The sequence below is a fragment of the Fictibacillus enclensis genome (assembly GCF_030123385.1).
Lineage (GTDB): Bacteria > Bacillota > Bacilli > Bacillales > Fictibacillaceae > Fictibacillus_C > Fictibacillus_C enclensis.
The window spans coordinates 77,910-95,092 of the sequence record NZ_CP126109.1; the positions used below are offsets into that span (position 1 = coordinate 77,910).

Genomic DNA, 17,183 nt, shown 5'->3' on the forward strand with positions numbered 1-17,183 from the left:
TCTCATCGCAGAGGCATCCTTTTTGAAAGTTAGCGGGGATTTTCCATGATCTTGTGTTTTGATGTAGGAAATACGAATATCGTGCTGGGCTTGTATGAAGGAAATGAATTGAAGCATCATTGGCGGATCAGCACCTCCCGGGAAAAAACCGAGGATGAATACGGCATGCTGATTTTAAGCCTTTTTCACCAGGCTGAAATTCAACGGGAAGCAGTGGAAGGCATTATTCTTTCTTCGGTAGTGCCGCATATTATGGCAACGCTGGAGCGGATGTGCATCAAGTTTTTTCATAAAAAGCCGCTTGTTATCGGTCCTGGCATCAAGACAGGGCTGAACATTAAATACGAAAACCCCAGGGAAGTGGGAGCCGACAGGATTGTCAATGCGGTGGCGGCGATCCATTATTACGGGTCACCGCTTGTTGTCGTGGATTTCGGCACCGCCACCACGTATTGCTACATCAATGAGCGAAAGGAATACATGGGCGGCGCAATTGCCCCGGGCATCAATGTTGCTACAGAGGGTTTGTATAAAAATGCGGCCAAGCTTCCTAGAATTGAATTCGCCAAGCCGGATAATATTATTGGGAAAAATACAGTCAGTGCCATGCAGTCGGGACTTTTATTTGGATATGTTGGACAGGTTGAGGGTATTGTTAAAAGAATAAAAGCTCAGGAAAAAAGCAATCCAAAGGTCGTGGCTACCGGAGGAATGGCCGGTCTGATTGCCGAGGAATGCCAGCAAATCGATATTGTAGACCCCTATTTGACATTAAAAGGGCTTCAACTCATATATACAAAAAACCGCAGAACGTAATAGCAAAACTTCTGAGCGAAAAGATAAGGACAGGTGATAAAAATGCAGGATTATTTAATCAAAGCTCTGGCTTTTGACGGGCAAATTCGTGCCTACGCAATGAGAGGAACAGAAATGGTCGGTGAAGCTCAGCGCAGGCACCAAACGTGGCCGACCGCATCTGCGGCACTTGGCCGTACGATGATGGCAAGCACTATGATGGCCTCCATGCTGAAGAGCGACAAGCACAAAATTACGGTAAAGATAGAAGGGGGAGGCCCCATCGGAGCGATCATTGTGGATGCTCATCCAAATGGGCAATCAAGGGGGTATGTTACAAACCCTCAGGTCCACTTTGATTTGAACCAGCATGGCAAACTGGATGTTGCCCGTGCGGTAGGGAAAGATGGCTTTCTTTCCGTTGTTAAGGATTTGGGACTGCGTGATAACTTTACAGGGCAGGTGCCTCTGGTTTCCGGTGAAATCGGGGATGACTTCACGTACTATTTTGTTGCATCCGAACAGGTGCCTTCCTCTGTAGGAGTGGGTGTGCTGGTTAATCCGGACAACAGCATTCTGGCAGCTGGCGGATTTGTGATACAGGTGATGCCGAATGCTTCAGATACGATCATCGACCTTTTGGAAGAGCGGATATCAGCCATTCCCCCGATCTCAAAGCTGGTGGAAAAAGGGCTTACCCCGGAAGAAATTCTTTTTGAACTGCTTGGAGAAGAAAATGTGAAGCTGCTTGAAAAGATGCCGGTGTCGTTTCAATGTACTTGTTCGCGTGACCGCATTGCCAATGCGCTCATATCATTAGGTAAAGAGGAAATCAGGGCAATGATTGAAGAAGACGGCCAGGCAGAAGCTCACTGCCAATTTTGCAATGAGTCGTACTTGTTCTCTGCTGAAGATCTTGAGGAGCTCTATACCGAAAGCAAATAGTTTGAAATTTGTAGGTCTAAAGATGGGCAGAATAATTGACAGACGATTCGTATTATTGGTAAACTTAATCCAATAAAAATACTCGGGATTATTTAGGAGCGTGATTAAGTTGGCAAGAATAGCAAATTCAATTACAGAACTAATCGGAGAAACCCCCGTTGTCAAACTGAACCGTTTGGCAGGTGAAGATGCTGCAGACATTTATCTGAAGCTTGAATTCATGAATCCGGGAAGCAGTGTAAAGGACCGAATTGCTCTCGCCATGATTGAAAAAGCGGAAGAAGAAGGCGCATTAAAGCCCGGCGATACATTGATTGAACCAACGAGCGGCAATACGGGAATCGGTCTTGCCATGGTGGCGGCAGCCAAGGGGTATAAATCGGTAATTGTTATGCCGGATACAATGAGTATGGAACGCAGAAACCTTCTTCGCGCTTTTGGAGCTGAGCTTGTTTTAACTCCGGGAGCTGAAGGAATGGGAGGAGCCATCCGTAAGGCAGAGGCATTATCCCAGGAAAATGGATACTTTTTGACTCAGCAGTTTAAAAACCAGGCGAATCCGGAAATCCACCGCAAGACAACAGGTAGAGAGATTGTTGCTCAATTCCCGGATGGTCTTGACGGGTTCGTTTCAGGGATTGGAACTGGCGGAACGATTACGGGTGCCGGTGAAGTCTTAAAAGAATCTTTCCCTGAAATCAAGGTTTATGCCGTGGAACCAACAGATTCACCTGTCCTTTCAGGCGGAAAGCCGGGACCTCATAAGATTCAGGGCATCGGTGCCGGATTTGTACCGGATACGCTAAATACATCCGTGTATGATGAAGTTCTCCAAATTACCAATGATGAAGCGTTTGAATATGCACGCCGTGCTGCCCGGGAAGAAGGAATCCTCGGAGGTATTTCTTCAGGTGCAGCGATTGCAGCCGCACTTAAAGTCGCGGAAAAGCTTGGCAAGGGCAAGAAAGTGCTCGCTATTATTCCGAGTAACGGCGAACGCTATCTGAGCACACCTTTGTACCAATTTGACGAAGCGGAGTAAATCACTTGAAAGCCGACATGTTGTCGGCTTTTTTTATGAACAATTTCCCGTTTGGTTTCCATAAAATTGCAGGATTTTTATCACCACTTTCATGACATCATCAGTTACAATAGTATCCATAAGAATGATCAGGAGAGTGAAGGGTGTGCCTAACCAAAACAAGTCAGATCGGCACGTTATTTTTGAGACGCTGGCCATGCCGAAAAATGAGTGGTTTAAACGGTATAAAGCTCTTTCGGCAGAAGAACCACACCATGTGTTTCTCGAAAGCGGGCGGAGCGGAAGATACAGCATCGCGGGTCTGTCGCCAGTGGCTTTTATTTCAGGGAAAAACAACAAGGTGAGCATTATGTATAAAGGGAAAACTATCACAAAGAAAGGCAATATGCTCCCTATCATAAAAGAGTGGCTATCCTCGTTTCATACTGCAGCTGTTCCCGGCCTTCCAGATTTTAAAGGAGGCGCCATCGGATATTTCAGTTATGATGTTGCGCGTGAAATCGAAAAGCTTCCGGAACAGGCGGAGGATGATCTGAACCTGCCCGATGTTTCGCTTCTCGTATTTGACGATGTGTTTGTTTATGACCACGAAAAGGAACAGCTTTTTATTATGGTTCATTTCGCGGAAAAGGACCGAAGCAGCGCGGAACGCAAATTGATGCAATATGTGCAGCTATGGAGTGCGCCGCACCAGCCAGAGCAAAGAACAGCGTTGGAAAAAGTTCATTTTCCGTTTCTTCAGGAATCCGTCTCAATGTCTGAGGAATGTTTTGTGGAAGCTGTAAAAACGGTAAAGGAATATATTGCTGCCGGAGATGTGTTTCAGGTTAATCTTTCTGTTCGTCAGTCCAAGCCGTTAATGTCGCAGCCTTTTCAAATTTATGAAGAGCTTCGCCGTTTCAATCCCTCTCCTTACATGGGGTATCTTCACACACCGGACTTTCAGCTCGTTAGCGGTTCACCGGAACTGCTGGTCAAAAAAAGGGGAGATGAGATCAGCACCCGCCCAATTGCAGGAACCCGCTCAAGAGGCAAAACAGAAGAAGAGGACCGCAGGCTGGCGATGACATTGATCGAAAATGAAAAAGAATGCGCGGAACATGTAATGCTCGTCGATCTGGAACGAAACGACCTTGGGAAAGTAAGCGAATATGGCAGTGTTGAAGTGGATGAGTTCATGACCATTGAAAAGTACTCGCATGTCATGCATATTGTTTCCAATGTAAAAGGGAGACTGCGCAAGGAATGTGACGCGTTTGATCTCATTGCAGCAACCTTTCCGGGGGGGACAATTACCGGTGCCCCAAAAATCAGAACGATGGAAATTATTGAAGAACTTGAGCCTGTGCGGCGAGGGGTATATACTGGCTCTATCGGATGGATTGGGTTTGATGGAGATGCAGAATTGAACATCGCGATCCGGACGATGGTTTGCAAGGACGGTATGGCACATGTCCAGGCTGGAGCCGGCATTGTCATTGACTCCGATCCAAAAGCGGAATATAAAGAGTCCTTGAAAAAAGCCGCTGCGCTATGGCGGGCAAAGGAATTAAGCGAAGAAAAAAGTTATGAATTAGTTTAGCTGAGCTTAGAGGAGGAAGATGAGAAATGATTTTAATGATCGATAATTATGATTCATTCACGTACAACTTGGTGCAATATTTGGGAGAGCTTGGAGAAGAATTGGTCGTCAAGAGAAACGATGAAATTACACTTGAAGAGATTGAAGCACTTAAACCGGATTACCTGATGATTTCGCCTGGCCCTTGCTCGCCGAATGAAGCAGGTGTCAGCATGGATGTCATCAAGCGGTTTTCAGGAAAAATTCCTATATTCGGTGTTTGTCTTGGCCATCAGTCCATTGCACAGGTGTTCGGAGGAGACGTGATCCGCTCGGAGCGTTTGATGCATGGTAAAACATCTGCGATCCTTCATGATGACAATACGATTTTCAGCGGTGTGGAGAATGGGTTTACAGCAACAAGGTATCACTCTCTTACCGTAAAAAAAGAAACGCTTCCTGACTGTTTTGACATTTCAGCATGGACGGCTGACGATGAAATCATGGCCATCAGGCATAAAACGCTGCCGGTGGAAGGCGTACAGTTTCATCCCGAATCCATAATGACAGGAGCGGGCAAGCAGCTGCTCCGTAATTTTATCGATCAATACAAAAATAAAGGGAACAAGGTATGTACCTCTTAATAGATGGAAAACTTGTAAGTAAAAATGAAGCATCAATCTCTCCGTTTGACCACGGATACATGTATGGGCTTGGAGCCTTTGAAACCGTCCGGGTCTATAATGGACATCCGTTTCTGTGGGAAGACCACATGAGTCGTCTCCGGCAGGCACTCGTCGAGCTTAACATCAAGTATGAGCTGGACAGCTCGGCTGCCTGGATGGAGACCAAGCGATTAATGAGGCGCAATAAATGGAAGAATGCCTATATACGATTTAATATTTCGGCGGGAATCGGCGAAATTGGTCTTCAAACAGAGCCTTACACAAAACCAACCATTATCATTTACGGAAAACCGCTTCCTGAACAAGGACCATTTAACGAAAAAGAGCTGGTGGTTCTGCAGACGCGTAGAAATACACCGGAAGGCAGAATCCGCCTGAAATCCCATCACTATCTGAACAGCATTCTTGGAAAAAGGGAACTGAAGGAGCCTGTTGAACAGGAAGGGCTTTTTTTAACAGAGGACGGTTTTGCCAGTGAGGGAACGGTCTCCAATGTATTCTGGGTAAAGGATGGAAGGTTGTACACTCCTTCTCTCGGCACTGGCATATTGAACGGCATTACGCGGCAGTTTATTATGGCTGCGGCTGCCAAGCTTGATATGGATGCAGAAGAAGGATTCTACACACCACAGGATTTGCTTGCTGCCGATGAAATTTTTCTCACCAACTCCATTCAGGAAATGGTGCCGGTTAAAAGATTTGAAGGAAAAGACTTTCCGGGTGCAGGGGGAAAGGTGTTGCATTCGCTATTGTTTTTATACCATTCATGCAGCAAGGATTTATGGAGTATTGATGAATTAGCATAAAGGGGGAGCCTATAATGGGACAAGCTATCACAACAAAGAGTTTTAACCATCTCATTTCCTGCGGCCCGTATACACTTGATCTGTCAAAAAAGACGCATGTGATGGGGATTTTGAATGTGACTCCTGATTCATTTTCCGACGGAGGAAAATTCAACTCGATCGAAACAGCCATACAACACGCCCGGCAAATGGTGGCTGAAGGGGCAGATATCATTGATATCGGCGGAGAATCAACCCGACCTGGCGGTGAAAAGATAGGGGCGGAAGAAGAATTGCGCCGTGTCATTCCCGTGATTGAAGCGGTCTCCCGTTCAGTTCAGGTTCCTTTATCCATTGACACCTATAAAGCGGAGGTGGCGGAGAAAGCGATTCTGGTGGGGGCCAACATTATCAACGATGTGTGGGGAGCGAAGGCGGATGACAAGATGGCTGCAACCGCGGCCCGCCTCAATGTTCCGATCATCCTGATGCATAACCGGCCTGACCGCGATTACGATGAGCTGATGCCCGACATCATCGCTGACTTAAATAAGAGTATTGCTATCTGTGTGAAAGAAGGCGTAAACCCGGAGAATATCATTTTGGACCCGGGAATCGGTTTTGCCAAAACCTATGAACAAAACCTGGAGACGATGCGCAATCTGAATCAGATTGTGGATATGGGGTATCCGGTCCTTCTCGCCACGTCGAGAAAGTCCATGATCGGCAATGCGCTCGACCTTCCTGTCAATGAGCGTATGGAAGGGACAGGCGCCACGGTCTGTCTCGGAATTGAGCGGGGCTGTACCATCGTCCGGGTTCATGATGTTAAAGAAATGAGCCGCATGGCCAAGATGATGGATGCCATGCTTGGAAAAGGAATGAGTCCACTTGGATAAAATATATATGAACGGTCTTTCGTTTTATGGGTATCACGGTGTTTTTCCGGAAGAGAATAAGCTCGGGCAGCGGTTCAAGGTGGATCTGATCCTGGAGATGGATCTTCAATCTGCCGGAACAACCGATGATCTGGAGCACACGGTCAACTATGGTGAGGTTTATGCAACGGTGAAGGAGATCGTGGAAGGCGAACCGAAAAAGCTCGTGGAAACCGTGACTGAAAGCATCGCGACCACCCTTCTTTCCAGTTATCCGCTCGTTCAGCAATGCACCGTAAAAGTAGTCAAACCCGACCCTCCTATTCCAGGCCATTATGATTCGGTTGCTATTGAAATAACGAGGGGCAGAGCATGAAGAACACCGTCTATCTTTCACTCGGTTCCAATCTTGGCAACCGGGAGGAATACATTCGTCAGGCGGTACAAGAACTGGAGAACCATCCGGACATCGAAGTCAGCGTTGTTTCGTCCTTGTATGAGACAGATCCTGTGGGCTATACCGATCAGCCCCCTTTCCTGAATGTGGCGGTTCAGCTGCAAACGTGCCTTTCTGCAGAAGAGCTGTTGAGCATAACCCAGAAAATTGAAAACAGACTGGAAAGAATCAGGGAAATCAGATGGGGGCCCAGAACAATAGACCTTGACATTTTGTTGTATAATAGTGAACGTATACATTCAGACACACTGCACATTCCGCATCCACGCATGCTGGAACGTGCTTTTGTACTGATTCCGTTGCTTGAGATTGCTCCAGATCTCACATTCCCCGGTACAGAAAAAGTACCACTCGGGGTTCTCTTCAAACAGCTGCAGAATAAAGAAGGTGTACACAGATGGAAGAAGAAAAGTGGGGCAGAAGAATCCGGGCCTTTCGAAAGTTAAAAGGCTTTACACAGGAGGGCCTTGCGAGGGAATTGGGCATTTCCGTTTCCATACTTGGAGAAATCGAGCGCGGAAACAGGAAGCCGAAGGAAGAACTGATCACAAAGATTGCTACAATCTTTCAGGTTTCTATAGATGAATTAACGCAAGACTATGTTCGAAGATAAAGTGAGGTGATATACGTGTTAGAAATCGGCGGAATTAAGATGAAAAACCCGGTGGTGCTTGCTCCAATGGCAGGTGTATGCAATCCGGCTTTCCGTCTGATCGCAAAGGATTTTGGTGCGGGACTTGTTTGTGCCGAAATGGTCAGCGACAAAGGAATTCTGCTAGAAAACGAAAAATCGCTGAAGATGCTCTATGTCGATGAGCGGGAAAAACCGCTAAGCCTTCAGATTTTTGGAGGGGAGCGGGAATCGCTTGTTGCTGCGGCAAAGTATGTAGACAAGAACACAAATGCCGATATTATAGATATCAATATGGGATGCCCTGTTCCTAAGATTACAAAGTGTGATGCCGGAGCAAGATGGCTGCTGGATCCGGATAAAATCTATGAGATGGTGGCGGCCACTGTTGATGCGGTACAAAAACCGGTCACCGTTAAAATGCGTGTCGGCTGGGATGAGGACCACATTTTTGCTGTCGAGAATGCCCAGGCGGTCGAGCGTGCCGGCGGTGCCGCAGTAGCAGTTCACGGACGCACCCGTGTTCAGATGTATGAAGGAAGAGCAAACTGGGATATCATTAAACAAGTAAAAGACAATGTTTCCATTCCGGTCATCGGAAACGGAGATATTGCTACACCGCATGATGCAAAGCATGCGCTTGAAGCGTACGGCGTGGACGGCGTGATGATCGGCCGCGGAGCACTCGGTAATCCATGGATGCTGTACCGTACCATCAAGTTCCTGGAAACAGGAGAGATCCCTCAAGAGCCGACGCCAAGAGAAAAAATCGACATCTGCATGCTGCACATGGACCGCCTGATTGACCTTAAAGGGGAGTATGTGGCGGTTCGCGAAATGCGCAAGCATACTGCATGGTATCTTAAAGGACTTCCAAAAACCGGCTCTGTCCGTAACGAAGTGAATACAAAAACAACAAGGGAAGAAATGCGCAAGCTTCTTTATGATTATATTGAAGAAGTAGAAGCAAAACCGGCTGACAAAGTAAGCTGATCATTCAACCCTGATAGGAAATAACACCAGCCAGAACTATTTCTGGCTTTTGTTGCACTTATATTATCTAAATCCTGCTTCCTGGTGTTTTCACAAGATATTATTTATTAATGATATGGAGGAGAAGCAAATGACCCAAGAAACGGTTTTGCTTACGAATGAAGGCACCAGGAGGCTTAAACATGAGCTGAAAAGCTTGATCGACGAAAAGGAAGCATGCACAGTTGAGGAAAAAGGACAATTTTTGGATAAGAGAATCAAACAGCTCGAGCATGTGCTTCTTCATGCCCGAATTCTTTCAAACCAGAAAGAGCCCGGCCATACTGCTGAAGTCGGTTCCACAATTACATTGCTTGAACTCGAATTTCAGGACGAAATGACCTATACAATAGTACATCCTTTTGAGGCTGATCCGAGGGAATTCAAGATTGCCTCCGATTCTCCGGTAGCCAAGGCTGTTCTTGGCAAACCGCTGAACTCAAAAATCTATATCTCCCTTCCCGGGGGACAAATATCATATGAAATCATTAATATACAAAACTGCAAAAGATAGGAGAATTCCATGAGCCAGGATATAGAATTAAATGATTTGCTGCGGGTACGCAGAGAAAAAATGAACAACCTCCGCGAAAGCGGTAAAGATCCATTTGGTACAAAGTATGTCCGTACGCATAGTGCCAAGGACATACTCGAGCAGTACCAGGACCTCTCAAAAGAAGAATTGGATGAGAAAAGTATTGAAGTGACAATCGCCGGACGCATCATGACCAAGCGCGGAAAAGGAAAAGCAGGTTTTGCTCACGTTCAGGACCTTACAGGACAAATCCAAATCTACGTAAGAACCGATGCGGTTGGGGAAGAACAGTATGAACTGTTCAATACCATTGATATCGGGGACATTGTCGGGATTACAGGTACTGTTTTTAAAACCAAAGTAGGCGAGCTTTCCGTAAAAGCAAAAGATTTTCAGCTTCTTACAAAGTCGCTTCGTCCGCTTCCTGACAAATTCCATGGCCTGAAGGACGTCGAGCAGCGATACCGACAGCGTTACGTTGACTTGATCATGAATCCTGAAGTAAAGGATACCTTTATTGCGCGAAGTAAAATTATTCGTTCCATGAGACGCTACCTGGATGACCATGGCTATTTGGAAGTGGAAACTCCAACCATGCACTCAATCCCGGGCGGAGCTTCGGCACGTCCGTTCATTACCCACCACAACGCGCTTGATATGGAACTTTATATGCGTATTGCTATTGAGCTTCACTTGAAGCGGCTCATTGTGGGTGGCCTGGAAAAGGTTTATGAAATTGGCCGTGTATTCCGCAACGAGGGTGTATCTACACGCCATAACCCTGAATTTACAATGATCGAGCTATATGAAGCGTATGCGGATTATCACGACATCATGGAGCTTACAGAAAATCTGATCGCACACATTGCAAAGGATGTTCACGGAAGCACAACCGTAAAATACGGCGAGCATGAAGTAAACCTTGAACCACGCTGGAAAAGAATCCATATGGTTGATGCGGTTAAAGAAGCGACAGGCGTCGATTTCTGGCCTCAGATGAGCAGGGAAGAAGCTCTTGCTCTTGCAAAAGAGCACAAGGTTCCTGTAACAGAAAATATGTCCTACGGGCACATTGTCAACGAGTTCTTTGAACACTTTGTTGAAGAAACGTTGATTCAGCCTACCTTTGTCTACGGACATCCTGTAGAAATCTCGCCGCTTGCCAAGAAAAACCCTGAGGATGAGCGGTTCACTGACCGATTTGAACTGTTTATCGTTGGCCGTGAGCATGCTAATGCCTTCTCTGAGCTGAATGATCCAATCGATCAAAGAGAACGTTTTGAGGCACAGCTTCAAGAGCGGGCGGCAGGAAATGACGAAGCCCATATGATGGATGAAGATTTTGTAGAAGCACTTGAGTACGGTATGCCTCCTACCGGGGGTCTCGGGATCGGGATCGACCGTCTGATCATGCTTTTGACCAATTCACCATCCATCCGTGATGTACTGTTATTCCCGCAAATGCGCCATAGTGAAAAGTAAAAACACGACGGGATCAGAACAGCCTGCAAGGACTTGCGGGCTGTTTTTCTTTATTTAAAAAGAAAATCAAACTTTTTTCTAAAAAGGTATTGCAAGTGAATTAAATAGGTGGTATATTAGTATTCGTCGCTGAGGCGCTTTACTAAAAAGCATCAACAAAATGATTTAAAAAACTTTTAAAAAAGATTGTTGACAAGCCTAGAACGACATGATATGATAATAAAGTCGCCAATGAGCGACGGCGAGCGGCTTTAACAACGAAGTTGTTCGGCAAAATGTTCTTTGAAAACCAAACAAAAGCCAGAGTAAGTCAGGGATTTTACAATCCCATCAATTTCTTATTTTTAAACATTAAGAGCTATATCAAACACTTTATTGGAGAGTTTGATCCTGGCTCAGGATGAACGCTGGCGGCGTGCCTAATACATGCAAGTCGAGCGAATGACGAGGAGCTTGCTCCTCTGATTTAGCGGCGGACGGGTGAGTAACACGTGGGTAACCTGCCTGTAAGACGGGGATAACTCCGGGAAACCGGAGCTAATACCGGATGATAACGAGAAGCGCCTGCTTCTTTTTTGAAAGTCGGTTTCGGCTGACGCTTACAGATGGGCCCGCGGCGCATTAGCTAGTTGGTGAGGTAACGGCTCACCAAGGCGACGATGCGTAGCCGACCTGAGAGGGTGATCGGCCACACTGGGACTGAGACACGGCCCAGACTCCTACGGGAGGCAGCAGTAGGGAATCTTCGGCAATGGACGAAAGTCTGACCGAGCAACGCCGCGTGAGCGATGAAGGCCTTCGGGTCGTAAAGCTCTGTTGTCAGAGAAGAACAAGTACCGGAGTAACTGCCGGTACCTTGACGGTACCTGACCAGAAAGCCACGGCTAACTACGTGCCAGCAGCCGCGGTAATACGTAGGTGGCAAGCGTTATCCGGAATTATTGGGCGTAAAGCGCGCGCAGGCGGTCTTTTAAGTCTGATGTGAAAGCCCACGGCTCAACCGTGGAGGGTCATTGGAAACTGGGAGACTTGAGTGCAGGAGAGAAAAGTGGAATTCCACGTGTAGCGGTGAAATGCGTAGAGATGTGGAGGAACACCAGTGGCGAAGGCGGCTTTTTGGCCTGTAACTGACGCTGAGGCGCGAAAGCGTGGGGAGCAAACAGGATTAGATACCCTGGTAGTCCACGCCGTAAACGATGAGTGCTAGGTGTTGGGGGGTTCCACCCTCAGTGCTGACGTTAACACATTAAGCACTCCGCCTGGGGAGTACGGCCGCAAGGCTGAAACTCAAAGGAATTGACGGGGGCCCGCACAAGCAGTGGAGCATGTGGTTTAATTCGAAGCAACGCGAAGAACCTTACCAGGTCTTGACATCCTCTGACCACTTGAGAGATCAAGCTTTCCCCTTCGGGGGACAGAGTGACAGGTGGTGCATGGTTGTCGTCAGCTCGTGTCGTGAGATGTTGGGTTAAGTCCCGCAACGAGCGCAACCCTTGACCTTAGTTGCCAGCATTCAGTTGGGCACTCTAAGGTGACTGCCGGTGACAAACCGGAGGAAGGTGGGGATGACGTCAAATCATCATGCCCCTTATGACCTGGGCTACACACGTGCTACAATGGGTGGTACAAAGGGTTGCGAAGCCGCGAGGCCGAGCCAATCCCAAAAAGCCACTCTCAGTTCGGATTGTAGGCTGCAACTCGCCTACATGAAGCCGGAATTGCTAGTAATCGCGGATCAGCATGCCGCGGTGAATACGTTCCCGGGCCTTGTACACACCGCCCGTCACACCACGAGAGTTTGTAACACCCGAAGTCGGTGGGGTAACCTTTTGGAGCCAGCCGCCGAAGGTGGGACAGATGATTGGGGTGAAGTCGTAACAAGGTAGCCGTATCGGAAGGTGCGGCTGGATCACCTCCTTTCTATGGAGACATGAGCACTCAGGTGCCTCATGAATCTTACTCTGAGCTTTTGTTTGGTTTTGAAAGAACATCGTTTCTTTCAATTCATAATAAGGTTACACATTTGTTGTGGCCATGTTCCTTGAAAACTAGATAACGAAACATCCAAACAAGCCAACTAATTCATTAGTTGTGCGCTGATTTAGTACTATTTTTAACGATCTTACGATCGTGTTAAAGGTTAAGCTAGAAAGGGCGCACGGTGGATGCCTTGGCACTAGGAGCCGAAGAAGGACGGGACGAACACCGATATGCCTCGGGGAGCTGTAAGTAAGCGTTGATCCGGGGATTTCCGAATGGGGGAACCCACCATCCGTAATGGGATGGTATCCATATCTGAATACATAGGATATGAGAAGGCATACCCGGGGAACTGAAACATCTAAGTACCCGGAGGAAGAGAAAGCAAATGCGATTTCCTGAGTAGCGGCGAGCGAAACGGAAACAGCCCAAACCAGAGGGCTTGCCCTCTGGGGTTGTAGGACACTCTACATGGAGTTACAAAGGAACGGGGTAGATGAAGCGGTCTGGAAAGGCCGGCCAAAGAAGGTAACAGCCCTGTAGTTGAAACTTCGTTCCCTCCTGAGTGGATCCTGAGTACGGCGGGACACGTGAAACCCCGTCGGAATCCGGGAGGACCATCTCCCAAGGCTAAATACTCCCTAGTGACCGATAGTGAACCAGTACCGTGAGGGAAAGGTGAAAAGCACCCCGGAAGGGGAGTGAAAGAGATCCTGAAACCGTGTGCCTACAAGTAGTTGGAGCCCATTAACGGGTGACAGCGTGCCTTTTGTAGAATGAACCGGCGAGTTACGATAACGTGCAAGGTTAAGCCGAGAAGGCGGAGCCGCAGCGAAAGCGAGTCTGAATAGGGCGCCATAGTACGTTGTCGTAGACCCGAAACCGTGTGATCTACCCATGTCCAGGGTGAAGTTCAGGTAACACTGAATGGAGGCCCGAACCCACGCACGTTGAAAAGTGCGGGGATGAGGTGTGGGTAGGGGTGAAATGCCAATCGAACACGGAGATAGCTGGTTCTCCCCGAAATAGCTTTAGGGCTAGCCTCGCGGCTAGAGTCCTGGAGGTAGAGCACTGATTGGACTAGGGGCCCCCACAGGGTTACCGAATTCAGTCAAACTCCGAATGCCAGAGACTTATCCGCGGGAGTCAGACTGCGAGTGATAAGATCCGTAGTCAAGAGGGAAACAGCCCAGACCATCAGCTAAGGTCCCAAAGTATACGTTAAGTGGGAAAGGATGTGGAGTTGCCCAGACAACCAGGATGTTGGCTTAGAAGCAGCCACCATTTAAAGAGTGCGTAATAGCTCACTGGTCGAGTGACTCTGCGCCGAAAATGTACCGGGGCTAAACGTATCACCGAAGCTATGGATTGTACCGTCAGGTACAGTGGTAGGGGAGCGTTCGAAGTGCGGTGAAGTCAGACCGGAAGGACTGGTGGAGCGCTTTGAAGTGAGAATGCCGGTATGAGTAGCGAAAGACAAGTGAGAATCTTGTCCATCGAAAGCCTAAGGTTTCCTGAGGAAGGCTCGTCCGCTCAGGGTTAGTCGGGACCTAAGCCGAGGCCGAAAGGCGTAGGCGATGGCCAACAGGTTGAAATTCCTGTACCACCTCCTTTCCGTTTGAACGACGGGGGGACGCAGGAAGGTAGGGAGAGCGCGCGAATGGAAATGCGCGTCTAAGCAGTTAGGCTGATTGTGAGGCAAATCCCGCAATCGTGAAGGCTGAGCTGTGACGGCGAGGGAAATTACAGTACCGAAGTCCCTGATCCTACACTGCCAAGAAAAGCCTCTAGTGAGGAAAGAGGTGCCCGTACCGCAAACCGACACAGGTAGGCGAGGAGAGAATCCTAAGATGATCGGGAGAACTCTCGTTAAGGAACTCGGCAAAATGACCCCGTAACTTCGGGAGAAGGGGTGCTCTGGTAGGGTTTATCGCCCGAGAGAGCCGCAGTGAATAGATCCAAGCGACTGTTTAGCAAAAACACAGGTCTCTGCGAAGCCGCAAGGCGAAGTATAGGGGCTGACACCTGCCCGGTGCTGGAAGGTTAAGAGGAGGGGTTATCCCTTAGGGGAGAAGCTCTGAATTGAAGCCCCAGTAAACGGCGGCCGTAACTATAACGGTCCTAAGGTAGCGAAATTCCTTGTCGGGTAAGTTCCGACCCGCACGAAAGGTGTAACGATTTGGATACTGTCTCAACGAGAGACCCGGTGAAATTATAGTACCTGTGAAGATGCAGGTTACCCGCGACAGGACGGAAAGACCCCATGGAGCTTTACTGCAGCTTGATATTGGATTTTGGTACAGTTTGTACAGGATAGGTAGGAGCCTGAGAAGTCGGAGCGCCAGCTTCGATGGAGGCGTCGGTGGGATACTACCCTGACTGTATTGAAATTCTAACCTGGAACCGTGATCCGGTTCGGAGACAGTGTCAGGTGGGCAGTTTGACTGGGGCGGTCGCCTCCTAAATCGTAACGGAGGCGCCCAAAGGTTCCCTCAGAATGGTTGGAAATCATTCGCAGAGTGTAAAGGCACAAGGGAGCTTGACTGCGAGACCTACAAGTCGAGCAGGGACGAAAGTCGGGCTTAGTGATCCGGTGGTTCCGCATGGAAGGGCCATCGCTCAACGGATAAAAGCTACCCTGGGGATAACAGGCTTATCTCCCCCAAGAGTCCACATCGACGGGGAGGTTTGGCACCTCGATGTCGGCTCATCGCATCCTGGGGCTGAAGTAGGTCCCAAGGGTTGGGCTGTTCGCCCATTAAAGCGGTACGCGAGCTGGGTTCAGAACGTCGTGAGACAGTTCGGTCCCTATCCGTCGCGGGCGCAGGAAATTTGAGAGGAGCTGTCCTTAGTACGAGAGGACCGGGATGGACACACCGCTGGTGTACCAGTTGTTCCGCCAGGGGCATAGCTGGGTAGCTACGTGTGGACGGGATAAGTGCTGAAAGCATCTAAGCATGAAGCCCCCCTCAAGATGAGATTTCCCATCACGTCAAGTGAGTAAGACCCCTTAGAGATGATGAGGTTGATAGGTCTGGTGTGGAAGCGTGGTGACACGTGGAGCTGACAGATACTAATCGGTCGAGGGCTTATCCTTAAAAACAAAAGCGGAATGAACCGCTTATATCCGACAAGCGTTGGAGACCCTGACAAGAACACGGTTTTGGTGTTCGTCGGAAGGGACGAAACGACCTCGAGGATATGGTTCATGAAGCTGGACGTTATCAGTAAGTTTGGATGAAGTTATCTAGTTTTGAGGGAATATGCCTCAAAAACAAAAGGTTTGTCAGCGACAAGAGATTCGAGGAAGCAAAACGACGACTCTCCGGAGTGTACTTTACCGTACATGAGGAAGAGGAGGAGTGAAGCTGACGAAGAAAATCGCCGTTGATCACAAACCGATATATGTCTGGTGGCAATAGCGAAGAGGTCACACCCGTTCCCATACCGAACACGGAAGTTAAGCTCTTCAGCGCCGATGGTAGTTGGGGGCTTCCCCCTGTAAGAGTAGGACGTTGCCGGGCATACATAATGGAGGATTAGCTCAGCTGGGAGAGCACCTGCCTTACAAGCAGGGGGTCGGCGGTTCGAACCCGTCATCCTCCACCATTATTTCGCCGGTTTAGCTCAATTGGTAGAGCAACTGACTTGTAATCAGTAGGTTGGGGGTTCAAGTCCTCTAGCCGGCACCACTTAAAGAGAGCCATTAGCTCAGTTGGTAGAGCATCTGACTTTTAATCAGAGGGTCGAAGGTTCGAGTCCTTCATGGCTCACCAGTTTTATAATTGTATATTGCGGGTGTGGCGGAATTGGCAGACGCGCTAGACTTAGGATCTAGTGTCTTATGACGTGGGGGTTCGAGTCCCTTCACCCGCACCATACGGATGCGGAAGTAGTTCAGTGGTAGAATACAACCTTGCCAAGGTTGGGGTCGCGGGTTCGAATCCCGTCTTCCGCTCCATTTTTTTCTGCCTGCCGGGGTGGTGGAATTGGCAGACACACAGGACTTAAAATCCTGCGGTAGGTGACTACCGTGCCGGTTCGAGTCCGGCCCTCGGCACCAATAGAATGTTTTTTTATGCGCCCTTAGCTCAGCTGGATAGAGTGTTTGACTACGAATCAAAAGGTCGGGAGTTCGAATCTCTCAGGGCGCGCCATAACGGGAAGTGGCTCAGCTTGGTAGAGCACCTGGTTTGGGACCAGGGGGTCGCAGGTTCAAATCCTGTCTTCCCGACCATCTTCACTTCGGGGCCTTAGCTCAGCTGGGAGAGCGCCTGCCTTGCACGCAGGAGGTCAGCGGTTCGATCCCGCTAGGCTCCACCATTTAGAAAATGCTATTGACATTTTCTTTTTTAATGGGTACAATATGAAAGT

Annotated in this window: 13 protein-coding genes, 9 tRNA genes and 3 rRNA genes; all 25 read left to right on the forward strand. The window is 48.4% G+C overall.

Features of this window, described 5'->3' with window-relative positions; translation table 11 throughout:
* Positions 1–45: 45 nt before the first annotated feature.
* Entirely contained in the window at positions 46–816 is a 771-nt protein-coding gene (locus QNH15_RS00390) for a type III pantothenate kinase (RefSeq protein WP_283891827.1), read from the forward strand.
* A gap of 42 nt (positions 817–858) precedes the next feature.
* Positions 859–1,740: an Hsp33 family molecular chaperone HslO gene (gene hslO, locus QNH15_RS00395; RefSeq protein WP_283891829.1), complete on the forward strand. Its 882-nt coding sequence runs from the start codon at positions 859–861 to the stop codon at positions 1,738–1,740.
* Between the two features lie 109 nt (positions 1,741–1,849).
* On the forward strand, positions 1,850–2,782 hold the full coding sequence (gene cysK, locus QNH15_RS00400) for a cysteine synthase A (RefSeq protein WP_283891831.1): 933 nt from the start codon (positions 1,850–1,852) through the stop codon (positions 2,780–2,782).
* Between the two features lie 124 nt (positions 2,783–2,906).
* A complete protein-coding gene (pabB, locus tag QNH15_RS00405; protein WP_430667114.1) occupies positions 2,907–4,364 on the forward strand; it encodes an aminodeoxychorismate synthase, component I in 1,458 nt (485 codons plus the stop codon).
* 26 nt (positions 4,365–4,390) lie between these two features.
* Positions 4,391–4,987: an aminodeoxychorismate/anthranilate synthase component II gene (gene pabA / locus QNH15_RS00410; RefSeq protein WP_061975916.1), complete on the forward strand. Its 597-nt coding sequence runs from the start codon at positions 4,391–4,393 to the stop codon at positions 4,985–4,987.
* A complete protein-coding gene (gene pabC, locus QNH15_RS00415; RefSeq protein ID WP_283891833.1) occupies positions 4,975–5,835 on the forward strand; it encodes an aminodeoxychorismate lyase in 861 nt (286 codons plus the stop codon). The genes pabA and pabC overlap by 13 nt, the downstream gene beginning before the upstream one ends.
* 14 nt (positions 5,836–5,849) lie before the next feature.
* Positions 5,850–6,713, forward strand: a complete 864-nt coding sequence (folP, locus tag QNH15_RS00420; protein ID WP_283891835.1) for a dihydropteroate synthase — start codon at positions 5,850–5,852, stop codon at positions 6,711–6,713.
* Positions 6,706–7,068, forward strand: coding sequence for a dihydroneopterin aldolase (gene folB / locus QNH15_RS00425; protein ID WP_283891837.1), 363 nt, complete (start codon positions 6,706–6,708; stop codon positions 7,066–7,068). Before folP ends, folB begins: the two co-directional genes overlap by 8 nt.
* Positions 7,065–7,595, forward strand: coding sequence for a 2-amino-4-hydroxy-6-hydroxymethyldihydropteridine diphosphokinase (folK, locus tag QNH15_RS00430; RefSeq protein ID WP_129478551.1), 531 nt, complete (start codon positions 7,065–7,067; stop codon positions 7,593–7,595). Before folB ends, folK begins: the two co-directional genes overlap by 4 nt.
* Positions 7,547–7,762: a helix-turn-helix domain-containing protein gene (locus tag QNH15_RS00435; RefSeq protein ID WP_283891840.1), complete on the forward strand. Its 216-nt coding sequence runs from the start codon at positions 7,547–7,549 to the stop codon at positions 7,760–7,762. Before folK ends, QNH15_RS00435 begins: the two co-directional genes overlap by 49 nt.
* 15 nt (positions 7,763–7,777) lie before the next feature.
* Positions 7,778–8,773 carry a tRNA dihydrouridine synthase DusB gene (gene dusB, locus QNH15_RS00440; protein WP_283891842.1) on the forward strand — a complete coding sequence of 332 codons (996 nt, stop codon included), beginning with the start codon at positions 7,778–7,780 and terminating at the stop codon, positions 8,771–8,773.
* 130 nt (positions 8,774–8,903) lie between these two features.
* Positions 8,904–9,326, forward strand: a complete 423-nt coding sequence (locus tag QNH15_RS00445) for a GreA/GreB family elongation factor (RefSeq protein ID WP_061975902.1) — start codon at positions 8,904–8,906, stop codon at positions 9,324–9,326.
* A gap of 9 nt (positions 9,327–9,335) precedes the next feature.
* Entirely contained in the window at positions 9,336–10,829 is a 1,494-nt protein-coding gene (gene lysS, locus QNH15_RS00450) for a lysine--tRNA ligase (RefSeq protein ID WP_283891844.1), read from the forward strand.
* A gap of 372 nt (positions 10,830–11,201) precedes the next feature.
* Positions 11,202–12,749, forward strand: a 16S ribosomal RNA gene (locus QNH15_RS00455).
* A 218-nt stretch (positions 12,750–12,967) separates the two neighbouring features.
* A 23S ribosomal RNA gene (locus QNH15_RS00460) occupies positions 12,968–15,906 on the forward strand.
* A 311-nt stretch (positions 15,907–16,217) separates the two neighbouring features.
* Positions 16,218–16,333 (forward strand): 5S ribosomal RNA (gene rrf, locus QNH15_RS00465).
* Together the 16S, 23S and 5S rRNA genes with 9 tRNA genes alongside form the textbook arrangement of a ribosomal RNA operon.
* A gap of 9 nt (positions 16,334–16,342) precedes the next feature.
* Positions 16,343–16,418, forward strand: a tRNA-Val gene (locus tag QNH15_RS00470).
* Positions 16,419–16,425: 7 nt separating this feature from the next.
* Positions 16,426–16,501 (forward strand) — tRNA-Thr (locus QNH15_RS00475).
* An 8-nt stretch (positions 16,502–16,509) separates the two neighbouring features.
* A tRNA-Lys gene (locus QNH15_RS00480) sits at positions 16,510–16,585 on the forward strand.
* An 18-nt stretch (positions 16,586–16,603) separates the two neighbouring features.
* Positions 16,604–16,688: transfer RNA gene (locus tag QNH15_RS00485), tRNA-Leu, on the forward strand.
* Between the two features lie 7 nt (positions 16,689–16,695).
* A tRNA-Gly gene (locus QNH15_RS00490) sits at positions 16,696–16,770 on the forward strand.
* 13 nt (positions 16,771–16,783) lie between these two features.
* A tRNA-Leu gene (locus QNH15_RS00495) sits at positions 16,784–16,872 on the forward strand.
* A gap of 17 nt (positions 16,873–16,889) precedes the next feature.
* Positions 16,890–16,966: transfer RNA gene (locus QNH15_RS00500), tRNA-Arg, on the forward strand.
* Between the two features lie 3 nt (positions 16,967–16,969).
* A tRNA-Pro gene (locus tag QNH15_RS00505) sits at positions 16,970–17,046 on the forward strand.
* A gap of 10 nt (positions 17,047–17,056) precedes the next feature.
* A tRNA-Ala gene (locus QNH15_RS00510) sits at positions 17,057–17,132 on the forward strand.
* Positions 17,133–17,183: the final 51 nt, after the last annotated feature.

Coding starts and splice junctions, on each gene's coding strand:
- QNH15_RS00445 (WP_061975902.1), top strand. CDS start 8,904: ATGACCCAAGAAACGGTTTTGCTTACGAATGAAGGCACCAGGAGGCTT.
- pabA (WP_061975916.1), top strand. CDS start 4,391: ATGATTTTAATGATCGATAATTATGATTCATTCACGTACAACTTGGTG.
- folP (WP_283891835.1), top strand. CDS start 5,850: ATGGGACAAGCTATCACAACAAAGAGTTTTAACCATCTCATTTCCTGC.
- QNH15_RS00390 (WP_283891827.1), top strand. CDS start 46: ATGATCTTGTGTTTTGATGTAGGAAATACGAATATCGTGCTGGGCTTG.
- hslO (WP_283891829.1), top strand. CDS start 859: ATGCAGGATTATTTAATCAAAGCTCTGGCTTTTGACGGGCAAATTCGT.
- lysS (WP_283891844.1), top strand. CDS start 9,336: ATGAGCCAGGATATAGAATTAAATGATTTGCTGCGGGTACGCAGAGAA.
- folK (WP_129478551.1), top strand. CDS start 7,065: ATGAAGAACACCGTCTATCTTTCACTCGGTTCCAATCTTGGCAACCGG.
- pabC (WP_283891833.1), top strand. CDS start 4,975: ATGTACCTCTTAATAGATGGAAAACTTGTAAGTAAAAATGAAGCATCA.
- QNH15_RS00435 (WP_283891840.1), top strand. CDS start 7,547: ATGGAAGAAGAAAAGTGGGGCAGAAGAATCCGGGCCTTTCGAAAGTTA.
- pabB (WP_430667114.1), top strand. CDS start 2,907: ATGATCAGGAGAGTGAAGGGTGTGCCTAACCAAAACAAGTCAGATCGG.